The sequence below is a fragment of the Shewanella sp. POL2 genome, assembly GCF_000282755.1.
Taxonomy (GTDB): Bacteria; Pseudomonadota; Gammaproteobacteria; order Enterobacterales; family Shewanellaceae; genus Shewanella; species Shewanella xiamenensis.
In genome coordinates, this window is sequence record NZ_AKZL01000034.1 from 1 (window position 1) to 12,328 (window position 12,328).

A 12,328-nucleotide genomic window follows, 5' to 3' on the forward strand; every position below is an offset into this window, starting at 1 on the left:
AATTTCTGCGATATACTGAGTTTCAGTTTTGTCGAAAGAGTTTGGGGCTATAGCTCAGCTGGGAGAGCGCTTGCATGGCATGCAAGAGGTCGACGGTTCGATCCCGTCTAGCTCCACCAATTTCGCCATATTAAGCGAGAGCACTGTTAGTCATAATAGTTGTCAAATTAATATGTCCTTGTGTCCCCTTCGTCTAGAGGCCTAGGACACCGCCCTTTCACGGCGGTAACAGGGGTTCGAATCCCCTAGGGGATACCACTCTATCCCTAATAAGATAGAGTGCATCACAAATGACTAACGAGTTGTTTGAGATAAATAGCAAGACCTCAGTTATGAGGAAAAACATAAGTCCTTGTGTCCCCTTCGTCTAGAGGCCTAGGACACCGCCCTTTCACGGCGGTAACAGGGGTTCGAATCCCCTAGGGGATACCACCTCAACTAAGGTTAATCGCTAACGTTAGTTGAAGACAATAAACCATCGAAAGATGGTTTTTTTGTATCTATTATTTTATCGTGCCACAAGCCACAAGCCACAAGCCACAAGCCACAAGCCACAAGCCACAAGCCACAAGCCACAAGCCAAAAGCCACAAGCCAAAAGCCACAACGTTTATTGGTTTCCTCTGTTTCTATTGGGTTTAGACTTGCTTGCTGCATATAGGGATAAAGTCTTGGAACGATGTCTCGCTGTTAGTATGCAACAACGCTATTTAGGACGGGGCAGAACAAAATAAAAAGGCGACTTAATGTCGCCTTTAAAATCAGTTCATTAAGTTACAACTCGACACTATTCAACCCCTAAAAATCCGCCAGTTTGGTGAGCCCATAACTGGGCATAGATACCGCCAGCAGCAATCAGCTCTTGATGGGTTCCTTGTTCAACAATCCGACCTTGATCGAGCACGATTAATCTATCCATTGCGGCAATAGTCGATAATCGATGGGCGATTGCAATTACGGTTTTGCCCTGCATCAATTCGTACAAGCTTTCTTGAATCGCAGCTTCAACTTCAGAGTCCAAGGCAGAAGTGGCCTCATCGAGCAGTAAAATAGGGGCATTTTTTAATAGCACCCTAGCAATCGCGATACGTTGTCTTTGTCCGCCAGAGAGTTTCACGCCGCGTTCACCGACTTGTGCATCTAAACCATGATTGCCATTAGGGTCGGTTAGTTCATTAATAAAATCATGGGCCTGAGCTTGTTTAATCGCATGTTCGAGTTGGATTTCGCTCGCCCCTGGATTGCCGTACAGAATATTTTCACGAATCGTGCGGTGCAGTAGGGAAGTGTCTTGGGTGACCATACCAATCTGTGAACGTAGCGAATCCTGTTTGACGGACTTAATGTCTTGTCCATCGATACAAATTTGGCCTTTCTCAACATCGTAAAAGCGCATTAACAGATTGACTAAGGTAGACTTACCCGCGCCCGAGCGGCCAACTAGACCGACTTTTTCGCCCGCTTTGATCGTGAGGTTGAGTTCGTCGATTACGCCAGTATTTTCACCATAATGAAAGCTCACCTGATTAAAATCGATCCGACCTTGTTCCACTACTAAGGTGTTTGCATCTGGCGAGTCTTGAATGAGTGTGGTCTTGGAAAGGGTGTTCATCCCATCGGTGACTGTACCAATATTTTCAAATAATGAACTGATTTCCCACATGATCCACTGCGACATCCCATTGAGGCGCAGCGCTAAACTCACGGCAATTGCAATTGCACCCACCGAGATAGCATTGTCACTCCAGAGCGCGATTGACACGGCGGCAATACTGAACGCGAGTAAGTAGTTAATGATTTGTACACTGACGCTGATCCCTGTGACGAGGCGCATCTGGCGATAAACCGTGTCGAGGAAACTGCGCATACTCGCTTTAGCGTAATCAGCTTCTTTATCCGTATGGGCAAACAGTTTTACCGTGGTGATATTGGTGTAACTATCAACAATGCGTCCAGTCATCGTCGAGCGGGCATCGGCCTGTTCGGTTGAGACTGTTTTAAGCCGAGGCACAAAGTACCATTGCAGACCAATATAGAGCGCTAACCAAATCAACATCGGGACCACTAGGCGGACATCGGCACTGGCCACCATCACCAGCATGGAGGTGAAGTAGACTAAAATGTATACCAGTACATCGAGGAGTTTCATCACGGTTTCACGCACCGCAAGGGAGGTTTGCATCACCTTAGTGGCAATACGGCCAGCAAAGTCATTCTGATAGAAGGAGACGCTTTGTTTGAGCAGATAGCGGTGCGCAAGCCAGCGGATCGACATGGGATAATTACCCAGCAAGGTTTGATGCATGATTAGTGCATGAAATAGCACTAATAATGGCATCACCAGTAGGACCATTACACCCATTAATATCAGCGTTGAACCTTCATCCTGATAGAGCGTCTCTGGGCTTTTTTTCACTAACCAATCGACTAATTGTCCCATAAAGCCAAAGAGTGAAACTTCGAGCATGGCGATGAAGGCTGTCAACACTGACATTAATATCAGCGGTAATTCATAACCCTTAGTGTAGTGGCGGCAAAACGCATACACCCCCGTGGGAGGCTTGGTTGGTTCGCCATCCGGTAGGGCTTCCACCCAAGATTCAAATCGTTTAAACATGAATTGACTCTATTTTATTGAGAAAAGTAAATGGGGAAAACGTCGAGGTGTCTAGCATATAGGATCTTGCACTTTAAAAGCACGCGATGATCCAGTTCCGTTTTCCGCGAGTGTGCTAGCATAGGGTGACGTACAGTAACCGACAAGTACAAAATTGTGAATAAGATTGTCGGATAGCCAAATGAAGCTGATAGCAGTGAGTCCAAAACCAACCACTAAACCACTAGTCGTGCCGGTAGTAAACGATTTGCAAGAGTGCTACTTATCCGCGACGATTTGCCGCGAGGCTCGCATCAGCCGTGATCCACGTTTTGACGGTAAGTTCTTTGTGGGCGTGTTAAGTACGGGCATTTACTGCCGAACGGTGTGCCCTGCCGTTGCACCTAAAGAAGAAAACGTACGTTATTTCGACTCGGCCATTAAAGCCGCACAGGCGGGGCTGAGGCCTTGCCTACGTTGCCGCCCCGACAGTGCACCAGGCTCTAATCCGTGGAAAGGGACAGGCACAACCCTAGACAGAGCTATAGGTTTGATTGAAGCTGGCGCCTTATCGGGTGAGCATGGATTAACGGTCGAGGCCTTGGCGGACAAACTGGGGATCAGCAGCCGTTATCTAAATAAGTTATTTACCTCTGGATTTGGCACTTCGCCTAAGCAATTTGCACTCTATCGTCAGTTAATGTTCGCAAAACAGTTGTTGCATCAGACGCAGCTGCCCATCACTCAGGTTGCGCTTGCCGCAGGCTTTAACAGTATTCGCCGTTTCAACGAGGCATTTCAACAGACTCTGCAATTAACGCCCACACAGTTAAGAAAATCCAGTCTGAAGTCGACTGCCAAGTTAGAGGAAGAGGAGAGAACTAATAAGGCTAGTCCGCAGGAGATGCCAGCGCACAGTTTGAGTCTATATCAGTATTACCGACCGCCGCTCGATTGGCCGGCGCAGTTAGCCTTTTATCGCCTGCGCGCCGTGGCGGGAATGGAGTGGTTTAGTGAGGGGGCAAATCATGACTCCAACGACATGATGTCCCAAGATACACTTGAGTATGGTCGCACCTTGCAACTTGAGGATATCTGCGCAGTGGTGCGTATCGCCCATGAGGCACATTTGCATCGCTTTAAAATCACACTGACATTAACACCCGACTCGCCCTTGGCCGGCCTACAAAAACTCATCACCCAAGTGCGGCGCATTTTAGATCTCGATGCAGATATGCAGCTGATTGAGCACAACCTACAGCGTTTGACCGATCTTAAGTTAATCCCTAAATCAGGTCTTAGGATCCCGGGAGCAGGATCTTTATTTGAGGCGGGTTGCCGAGCCGTTTTAGGTCAGCAGGTGAGCGTAGTGCAGGCCACTAAGTTACTCAATTTATTGGTCGAAGCCTATGGCGAACGTTTTAGCTTAAACGGGCAAGAGTATCGCTTGTTCCCTACACCGCAGCTGATCCGTCATGCATGCCTCGATGAGCTTAAAATGCCTGGCGCGCGCAAACTGGCGCTCAATGCGCTTGCTGCGTTTATCTGTGAACACCCAGAAGCCACAGCCGATGAGTGGATTAGGGTAAAAGGCATTGGCCCCTGGACCATTGCCTATGCCAAATTACGTGGGCTTGGCGATCCAAATATCTTCCTGCACACGGATTTAATTGTGAAAAAGCAATTACTGGCGACGATGGGTGAGCAGACAGGGTTAGATACTGAAGCGCAAAAACAACTGGATTATTCAGCGATTGTTGAGCGGATAAGTGCAGATATCGCCCCTTGGGGGAGTTATTTGACCTTCCTGCTGTGGTCCAATGCATAGGACATTTCAGGCCATGTTTATTGATTCAGTACCGAGGCTCTATATGAGAGCCACTATTTGAAACACAGTACGAAAACACTGTACTAAAGCCGCTGACGAGAACCACTATGAGCCCGAATTTATCGCAACTGATTAGCGCCCCAACGGCCAAAGATTATCAGCCCTGCGCTGTCGATATTTTAAGTACCCCTGTGGGAGTACTACAACTTAATGCCAATGCCTACGGATTGAGCCATTTAACGGTCGTCGGGTCGAGTCGTACCGAGATCCCCCTAAAGGTCGCAAGTGATGACGAACTGGTGCGGGCTAAAAGTCATATTGATCAGGCAAAGGCGCAGCTTCTGGATTATTTTCGCGGTGAGCTAACCCAGTTCCACTTAAGCTTAGCGCCCAAAGGAACCGAATTTCAGCAGCAGGTGTGGCAGGCCTTGGTGCAGGTCGGTTATGGCCAGAGTTGCAGTTATGGCGAGATCGCCCAGCGTATCGCAAAACCCAAAGCCGTTCGGGCAGTTGGCGCGGCTAATGGTGCCAACCCCATCGCGATTATTGTGCCCTGTCACCGTATCATTGGTAAAAATGGTCAATTAACGGGTTATGCCTATGGACTTACGATGAAACAGCAACTGTTAATGCTGGAATCGACAAGCAAGGGCGCGCATTTTACGTTAGAATAGCGGTCATATTTGTTATTGATGAGCCATGTAATTTTTTATGACCCAAGCTTCTTCCTCCGTTGCCAGCTTTGCCGAACTTGGCATTATTGCCCCCTTATGTAATCGACTCTCTGAGCTGGGTTATGTTTTTCCCACTCCGATACAGGCGGCTACCATTCCTGCCGTACTCAGTGGACAGGACGTGTTAGCAGGGGCGAATACAGGTTCTGGAAAAACCGCTGCTTTTGCAGTGCCGTTATTGCAGCGATTAAGTGAAGCGAAAAGTGATGATAAGTCGGCAGGCCAAGTGCGGTGTTTGGTGCTCGTACCTACCCGCGAATTGGCGCAGCAAGTGGCCGACAGCTTTTTATCCTATGCATCCCACTTCAATGGCCAACTTAAGATAGTCGCGGCCTTTGGTGGTGTGTCTGTCAATCTGCAAATGCAAAGCTTACGCGCTGGCGCCGATGTGTTGGTCGCAACTCCTGGGCGTTTACTGGATTTATTAGCCAGCAATGCGCTTAAGTTAAATCGCGTCTCGGCCTTAGTGCTGGATGAAGCGGACCGCATGTTAAGCCTTGGGTTTACTGATGAATTAAATCAAGTGCTTGAGGCGCTCCCTGCCAAAAAACAAACCTTACTGTTTTCGGCGACATTCCCCGAAGAAGTGCGCGCGCTAACGACCCAATTACTCCATCAACCGCTTGAGTTTCATCTGCAAAGTGAGCAAGAAAGCACCATTGTGCAGCGTGTGATAACCGTTAACCGCGAGCAAAAAACAGCGTTATTGGCCCATTTGATTAAACAGCATCAATGGTCACAGGCGTTAATTTTTGTCAGTGCTAAAAATACCTGTAACCACCTCGCGCAAAAGTTGTCAAAACGGGGAATTAGCGCCGAAGTCTTCCATGGCGATAAAGCTCAAGGTGCGCGGACTCGCGTCCTTGATGGGTTTAAAAATGGTGACATTAGTGTGCTAATTGCGACTGATATCGCAGCCCGTGGTATTGATATTGATAAACTCCCCGTCGTGATTAACTTTGATTTACCAAGAAGTCCAGCCGATTATATGCACCGTATTGGTCGTAGCGGTCGTGCGGGCGAGGTGGGCCTCGCGGTGACTTTAATTTCCCATGAGGAATATCACCACTTTGGTGTGATTGAAAAGAAAAACAAAATCAAACTGGTGCGTGAACAAATCCCCGGATTTGAAGCCAATGCTGAAATACCGCTGGATGTGTTAGCGCAGGAAAAACCTCAGGCCAAGCCCGAAGGCTCTGGCAAGAAAAAGCGTAAACAGTTACCCGTGGCGAATGTTGAGTTTTGGGGTAAAAAGTCTTAATTCCTCAGGTGTGAGTTATGCTTAGCATATCTTCAGGTTGTTTCGAATTGGTTTGGTAGAGGCAGTATGCAGCATTTATTTTGGTTAGTTGAAGGTAAAATCGCGGGCCGCAGTGGCCCTAATAAGGACCCTTGGGATTTAGCAGAGCTTAAAGCATCGGGGATCCGCGCCGTGTTATCCGTTAATGGCGGAGAAGGCTGCGAGCCCGGTAGTTTTCAGCACCATGGTTTGCGTTATGAATGTATCCCGTTTTCCAGAAACGTGCCGCCACAGGAAGGGGATATCGCCATTTGTGTCGCCCAATTACCCAGAGCGCTAGCCTTTATTCAACAATGTGAAGCCGATGATTTATCCGTGTTAATCCATTGCCGTTCGGGAAAAGATCGTACCGGGCTCATTATGGCTTATTACCTCATGGTTAATGGTGCTGCGCCGTTGCATGCCGTTAGCCAAGTGCGCAGCATTCGCGACATTGCTTTTAGCGCTGAGGGGTGGGATCAGTTTGCCTTCGATGTGCTCTATGCTTTGCAGGATTAGTCCTTGAGAAGGGAAGATTGTTCCAAAGATAAAGTAATTGGCTGATTTGATCACATTTGACCTTAGTCATCACTTTTAAGGCATGTTAAGGTTAATATACTGGCAGTTTAATTTGAGTGAGCGCTTAGTTTTATCATGAAAAGTAAGGCAAATCAGTCACAAGGGCTACTCCTTTTTCGGTTATCTCAACATCAGGTATTTGCCTTAGGCACGCTCAAAATTCGTGAATTAGTGCCTTACACGCCGCTGAGTAAGATCCCTAAATCTCATCCGACAATCATGGGTGCCGCGACCATTCGTGGTCATACTATCCCGGTGGTGGATATGGCGGCTGCCATTGGTTATCGGCCAATCAGTGATGAAGAACGTAAACATTGCTATATCATCATTACTGATTGCCAGCGCATGATTATCGGCTTTTTAGTGCGCGCCATTGATAAGATTATTGAGTGCAATTGGCGTGACATTGAAGCGCCATCGGCAAATTTAGGGAGAAATGCCTTTTTAACTGGAGTGACGCGCTACGATAACCAGTTAGTGCAGTTACTTGACGTGGAGCTGTTACTGTCTAAGGTGTTCCCCGATGCACCTGAGGCCAATCGAGCAATCCTAACGGATGTGCAGCGGGAGAAGTTAAAACCCATGCGGATTCTGTTGGTCGATGATTCTAAGGTGGCCCGTAAGCAACTTTCCGATGCGCTCGATTGTATTAATATTCCCTATTTCGTGACCCCTGATGGAAGAGAAGCGCTCTCTATTATGGAGCAGGCGGCTGCCGAGCGTCACCCGATTGATATTTTAGTTAGTGACATCGAAATGCCGGGGCTCGATGGCTATGAGCTGGCATTTGAAGTCCGAGATAATCCACTGTTGGCTAATGCTTATATTATTCTCCATACCTCGTTGTCGAGCGAAATCAGCGTCAGCCAAGCCCATCAAGTGGGGGCAAATGAGGCGCTGACTAAGTTTGATGCCCATGAGCTTGTGGAAGCCATGCTACGGGGGGCTGATTTAGCGGCTAAGCGGTCAAATTAGAGCGTGTTGGATTTTTGTAAGGGTTTTGCAGGGACTGGGTAATTTAATTCGCTTATTTCCCTGCAAAGCTAGACAAGTTCCATCACATCCTATAAAACCTTATTGGCCTCAATTTTGAAGGTGTGGGATGGGGAAACTCAGCCGAAATATAATAACGATAGGTTAAGTAATGAAACAAGAATCATCTTTTTTAGCCAAGTTGGCTAATAGCAGTTTGGTGCTGCAAATTCTCGTCGGGATTATCGCTGGTGTCGCTTTAGCCAGTTTTTCACATGAATGGGCCAAACAAGTCGCTTTTTTAGGTAGTTTATTTGTTGGTGCATTAAAAGCGATAGCGCCTATTCTAGTCTTTATTCTCGTGGCATCCTCCATTGCGAATCAAAAGAAAAATACTCAAACGAATATGCGCCCAATCGTGGTGTTGTACTTATTGGGTACCTTTGCTGCGGCATTAACCGCAGTGATTTTAAGTATGATGTTCCCGACTAATCTGGTGTTAGTTGCGGGTGTTGAAGGCACCAGTCCGCCACAGGGAATTGGTGAGGTGATTAACACCCTGTTGTTTAAACTGGTTGATAACCCCGTGAATGCCCTGATGACGGGGAACTATATTGGTATTTTGGCTTGGGGTGTGGGTCTTGGCTTAGCCTTACATCATTCGAGTGATTCAACCAAACAAGTGTTTGCGGATGTGAGCCATGGTATTTCGCAAATGGTGCATTTTATCATTCGGTTAGCGCCTATTGGTATTTTCGGTCTAGTTGCTGCCACATTTGCTGAAACCGGTTTTGCGGCAATTGCGGGCTACGCTCAGTTATTAGCCGTATTGCTCGGTGCGATGGCTATTATCGCCTTAATTATTAACCCGCTGATTGTTTACGTTAAAATCAAACGTAATCCCTATCCACTTGTGATCCGCTGTCTGCGTGAGAGTGGTGTGACGGCATTTTTCACCCGCTCAAGTGCGGCCAATATTCCAGTGAATATGGCATTGTGTGAAAAGTTAAATCTGCACGAAGATACTTATTCAGTCTCTATCCCGTTAGGGGCAACCATCAATATGGGCGGCGCTGCGATTACGATTACCGTACTGACTTTAGCAGCGGCACATACTTTGGGGATTCAAGTTGATCTGCTGACTGCCTTGCTGCTTAGCGTGGTAGCTGCGATTTCTGCCTGTGGTGCATCTGGTGTGGCGGGTGGTTCGTTATTGCTTATTCCGCTTGCTTGTAGCTTGTTTGGCATTTCTAACGATGTGGCGATGCAAGTGGTTGCTGTTGGTTTTATTATCGGCGTGATCCAAGATGCAGCCGAAACGGCACTGAATAGCTCTACGGACGTGATTTTTACCGCTGCTGCTTGTGAAGCCGCTGAAAACAAAGCTAAACTTGGATAAAGTGTGCTGTTGTTAGTGTAGAAGAAAGTATCATAGGAGCAGTCACTTCGGTGGCTGCTTTTTTTATGGGAGTAGTTATGATCCTTTTCGATTTTAAAGAGTTAAATGCGGCAAAGTCTTGGTATGGCGTTAATGATACTGTGATGGGCGGTTTGTCACGCAGTAAGCTCACCATCTCTCCGTTAGGCTATGGGATGTTTAGCGGCCATGTGTCACTCGCCAATGGTGGCGGGTTTGCCTCGGTGCGCTGTGAGTTTGAACCCAAAAATGTGAGTGAATTCACTGGGATTTATCTCGAACTCGACCGTGATAGAAGCAAGCACTACAAAGTGAATCTCAAAGATGCCGACACGCCGCAGAGTACGGTTTATCAAGCACCGATGCCCGATGCTAAGCATCAGTCTTTTGGCGTTAATGGTGGCAGTATTATTCACTGGCAACGTATTGAAATCCCCTTTACGGCGTTTCATCCCCAGTGCCGTGGCAAGCCGATTGAGCGTGCTGAGATTGATTTGAGCCGTCTCACAAGTATTGGGCTAGTGATTGGTGCGCAGCAAAGTGGTGATTTTGCATTAAAAATTAAATCAATAGGCTGTTATTGAGTCATAAGGGGATAAGCTAATGCTTGTCCCCTTAATCTACAGCTAAACGCTCAACTAAGCGCGATTTAGGCTCCCACAATCCCTAGGGGCTTAGCATGTTCCCATGCGCCGCGGGTAAAGTCGGGGAAGTTTACTGAGTTACTGCGGTTATTGAGTGATTGTTCACTTAAAATATTGACTACAGACCAAGCCGCACCATCATAGACATCCTGATCGAGTGCCTCGCCGTTACGTAGGCAATAGATCATTCGCCAAAGCATCACAAAATCCATGCCGCCGTGACCGCCGTTGATTTCGGCTTCTTTACCAATACGTTGCCACAGTGGGTGATCGTATTTGTCATACCACTTTTGCATGTCCATATCCCACTCGTGGTAACTCTGACCAAACCCCCCATTTTCGATTGCGATACGATTAGGGAAGCCAGCAAACACACCGTTAGTGCCTTGGATTAGATTATGGCGACTGTAGGGTCTTGGGGTGGTGGTATCATGTTGAACCATAATGGTTCTGCCTTTCACGGTTTTAATCAGGCTAGTGCTCATATCGCCATTAATGTATTTGAGCTGATTACGTTCATGATCGGCGGGAAATTCTCGCTTAGCATATAAAGCACGACCTAAAGCTGGCGAACTCATGGAGGTCAGGTAATCGAATCTGTCACCACGGTTGATATTCATATACTGGGAAATAGGCCCTAAACCGTGAGTGGGATATAAATTACCATTGCGTTTAGTATGCCAATAAGTGCGCCATGAGCCGGTTTTATGATCAATTTCTTTCATTTGCCAGCGCAGTTCATGGATATAAGCGGCTTCGCCGTGGAGTAATTCGCCAAATAAGCCTTGGCGCACCATGTTAAGCACCATCAGTTCTTCACGGCCGTAATTGACGTTTTCCATCATCATGCAGTTTTTCTGGGTACGCTCGGCGGTATCGATGATTTGCCAGCACTCTTCGACTGTGAGGGCGAGTGGTACTTCAACAAAGGCGTGTTTACCACTTTCCATAGTGTCGATAGCCATTGGAGCATGCCATTCCCACGGAGTGGAAATAATCACAATATCAATGTCATCACGGTTTAATAGCTCGCGATAGCTCAGATCATTGCCGGTATAGATCGCAGGTCTTGGCCGTTTTTGTTTAACGATATGCTCAACGGCTCTATCAATAACCGCTTGGTGCGTATCGCAAATGGCTTTTAGCTCCACGCCGTCTAAGTGACAAAACTGTTCGACATGGCTAAATCCACGCTCTCCCACACCGATAAAACCAACTCTAACCACCTCCATTTTAGGGGCAATGAGTCCAATAACTGATTTCCCACGACTGGGTTTCGGGGCAACGTTACTGGCGGTAGCGTCGAGGGCAATATTGGCCGTAACAAGGCCGGCAGTGACGGCGCCTGCGGCTTTCAGAAAATGGCGGCGATGAATATTGTGCATAGGCTTCCTGCTTTATTGTTGTTTATTTGTAGGGCGATTTTAATCCATCTTGTTATATCAGAATCTCACTGTAAGTGGACATTAAAAGATGTAACAAGCTCATTCATACGTAATTAAATAAACCGTATTGCAACAGGTTATTTATCTTTACTTTAGCGATAGGTAAATAGTGATAAAGATCGCGTTTTTATTTTCTAATTAAGCTACACTGCCCATTAATTAATCAAGCTAAATTATCTTTTAGTTTTTAAATGTTTAGCAAATTAAATTTAACCAAAAAATTACATTTTTTGATGAGTTTGACGTAATTTGCGACTCGGGGGAGTAAAGCGGTAAATGGGTTCTATGCTTAATGTACTACCACAACTGACGTTCACTTTAGGTGAGTGGGTATTGCATAAGGATATCAGGATGTCTGGGATTGAAAAACGCCGTCGCCTACATTGGCGGGAGACAGATATGCAAAATCGTGAAATTATTGGTCGTTGGTTAGATGAGCGTCCACTGCTAGGTGACAAAATTACCCTCTATAAAGAAGCGGATAAATATTATTTAGAAACTTGGTTCAGTGATGGCTGCCATAGCTTAGATGAAGTCAATTTAACTGATACGCCACAGGGCAAAAAAGTAGAAGATGTGGGCGGTAATTTCTTCGGTGAGTATTTTATGGTAACGCCTAATATGCAACTGCAATTTTGCAACGAACAGGGCAGTTATTTTCAAGTAGATAAATTAGTTGCGGATATTGATTTTAATCAGCGTGTTGCTTAAAACGGTTGTGATTTTTTAATGGCAACTGAGTTGGGCGAATAATATTCCCTCTCAAGCTTATCCCTGTGTAGCGGGATGGTCAGGTTTGGTTAAAACAGAGGTCGCTTAACGTGACCTCTTGTAT

Annotated in this window: 10 protein-coding genes and 3 tRNA genes; 11 read left to right on the forward strand and 2 right to left on the reverse strand. The window is 46.6% G+C overall.

Annotated features, from left to right (window positions below; translation table 11 throughout):
- The first annotated feature begins 43 nt into the window (after positions 1 to 43).
- The 3 genes from SHEWPOL2_RS10925 to SHEWPOL2_RS10935 all read left to right on the forward strand — a co-directional run bounded on the left by SHEWPOL2_RS10925 (position 44) and on the right by SHEWPOL2_RS10935 (position 432).
- A tRNA-Ala gene (locus SHEWPOL2_RS10925) sits at positions 44 to 119 on the forward strand.
- A 63-nt stretch (positions 120 to 182) separates the two neighbouring features.
- Positions 183 to 258 (forward strand) — tRNA-Glu (locus SHEWPOL2_RS10930).
- 98 nt (positions 259 to 356) lie between these two features.
- Positions 357 to 432 (forward strand) — tRNA-Glu (locus SHEWPOL2_RS10935).
- Positions 433 to 786: 354 nt separating this feature from the next.
- On the opposite strand, the gene SHEWPOL2_RS10940 is transcribed toward SHEWPOL2_RS10935, so the two are convergent.
- Positions 787 to 2,616 (reverse strand): ABC transporter ATP-binding protein, encoded by a 1,830-nt coding sequence (locus SHEWPOL2_RS10940; RefSeq protein WP_037428204.1) that lies wholly within the window; start codon positions 2,614 to 2,616, stop codon positions 787 to 789.
- A gap of 181 nt (positions 2,617 to 2,797) precedes the next feature.
- On the opposite strand from SHEWPOL2_RS10940, the gene SHEWPOL2_RS10945 reads away from it, so the two are divergent.
- The 7 genes from SHEWPOL2_RS10945 to SHEWPOL2_RS10975 all read left to right on the forward strand — a co-directional run bounded on the left by SHEWPOL2_RS10945 (position 2,798) and on the right by SHEWPOL2_RS10975 (position 9,988).
- Positions 2,798 to 4,423 (forward strand): AlkA N-terminal domain-containing protein, encoded by a 1,626-nt coding sequence (locus SHEWPOL2_RS10945; RefSeq protein WP_037428206.1) that lies wholly within the window; start codon positions 2,798 to 2,800, stop codon positions 4,421 to 4,423.
- Between the two features lie 107 nt (positions 4,424 to 4,530).
- The gene (locus tag SHEWPOL2_RS10950; protein WP_037428207.1) at positions 4,531 to 5,097 is read left to right on the forward strand and encodes a methylated-DNA--[protein]-cysteine S-methyltransferase; all 567 of its coding nucleotides are present in this window, start codon (positions 4,531 to 4,533) and stop codon (positions 5,095 to 5,097) included.
- A 37-nt stretch (positions 5,098 to 5,134) separates the two neighbouring features.
- On the forward strand, positions 5,135 to 6,418 hold the full coding sequence (locus SHEWPOL2_RS10955; protein ID WP_037428208.1) for a DEAD/DEAH box helicase: 1,284 nt from the start codon (positions 5,135 to 5,137) through the stop codon (positions 6,416 to 6,418).
- Between the two features lie 66 nt (positions 6,419 to 6,484).
- Positions 6,485 to 6,955, forward strand: coding sequence for a dual specificity protein phosphatase family protein (locus SHEWPOL2_RS10960; protein ID WP_037428210.1), 471 nt, complete (start codon positions 6,485 to 6,487; stop codon positions 6,953 to 6,955).
- 135 nt (positions 6,956 to 7,090) lie between these two features.
- Positions 7,091 to 7,990, forward strand: a complete 900-nt coding sequence (locus tag SHEWPOL2_RS10965; protein WP_037428212.1) for a chemotaxis protein CheV — start codon at positions 7,091 to 7,093, stop codon at positions 7,988 to 7,990.
- 169 nt (positions 7,991 to 8,159) lie between these two features.
- Positions 8,160 to 9,386 (forward strand): serine/threonine transporter SstT, encoded by a 1,227-nt coding sequence (sstT, locus tag SHEWPOL2_RS10970; protein ID WP_037420273.1) that lies wholly within the window; start codon positions 8,160 to 8,162, stop codon positions 9,384 to 9,386.
- 77 nt (positions 9,387 to 9,463) lie between these two features.
- Positions 9,464 to 9,988, forward strand: coding sequence for a CIA30 family protein (locus SHEWPOL2_RS10975; protein ID WP_037428213.1), 525 nt, complete (start codon positions 9,464 to 9,466; stop codon positions 9,986 to 9,988).
- A 65-nt stretch (positions 9,989 to 10,053) separates the two neighbouring features.
- Here the strand turns inward: SHEWPOL2_RS10975 and SHEWPOL2_RS10980 are convergent, their stop codons facing one another.
- A complete protein-coding gene (locus tag SHEWPOL2_RS10980) occupies positions 10,054 to 11,433 on the reverse strand; it encodes a Gfo/Idh/MocA family oxidoreductase (protein WP_037428214.1) in 1,380 nt (459 codons plus the stop codon).
- A 336-nt stretch (positions 11,434 to 11,769) separates the two neighbouring features.
- Here SHEWPOL2_RS10980 and SHEWPOL2_RS10985 point away from each other — a divergent pair, with 336 nt between their 5' ends.
- The gene (locus SHEWPOL2_RS10985; RefSeq protein WP_037420263.1) at positions 11,770 to 12,204 is read left to right on the forward strand and encodes a hypothetical protein; all 435 of its coding nucleotides are present in this window, start codon (positions 11,770 to 11,772) and stop codon (positions 12,202 to 12,204) included.
- The last annotated feature ends 124 nt before the right edge of the window (positions 12,205 to 12,328 follow it).

Excerpts from the sequence above, each read along its gene's own strand:
- SHEWPOL2_RS10940 (WP_037428204.1), bottom strand. The coding sequence starts at position 2,616 with ATGTTTAAACGATTTGAATCTTGGGTGGAAGCCCTACCGGATGGCGAA.
- SHEWPOL2_RS10945 (WP_037428206.1), top strand. The coding sequence starts at position 2,798 with ATGAAGCTGATAGCAGTGAGTCCAAAACCAACCACTAAACCACTAGTC.
- SHEWPOL2_RS10950 (WP_037428207.1), top strand. The coding sequence starts at position 4,531 with ATGAGCCCGAATTTATCGCAACTGATTAGCGCCCCAACGGCCAAAGAT.
- SHEWPOL2_RS10955 (WP_037428208.1), top strand. The coding sequence starts at position 5,135 with ATGACCCAAGCTTCTTCCTCCGTTGCCAGCTTTGCCGAACTTGGCATT.
- SHEWPOL2_RS10960 (WP_037428210.1), top strand. The coding sequence starts at position 6,485 with ATGCAGCATTTATTTTGGTTAGTTGAAGGTAAAATCGCGGGCCGCAGT.
- SHEWPOL2_RS10965 (WP_037428212.1), top strand. The coding sequence starts at position 7,091 with ATGAAAAGTAAGGCAAATCAGTCACAAGGGCTACTCCTTTTTCGGTTA.
- sstT (WP_037420273.1), top strand. The coding sequence starts at position 8,160 with ATGAAACAAGAATCATCTTTTTTAGCCAAGTTGGCTAATAGCAGTTTG.
- SHEWPOL2_RS10975 (WP_037428213.1), top strand. The coding sequence starts at position 9,464 with ATGATCCTTTTCGATTTTAAAGAGTTAAATGCGGCAAAGTCTTGGTAT.
- SHEWPOL2_RS10980 (WP_037428214.1), bottom strand. The coding sequence starts at position 11,433 with ATGCACAATATTCATCGCCGCCATTTTCTGAAAGCCGCAGGCGCCGTC.
- SHEWPOL2_RS10985 (WP_037420263.1), top strand. The coding sequence starts at position 11,770 with ATGGGTTCTATGCTTAATGTACTACCACAACTGACGTTCACTTTAGGT.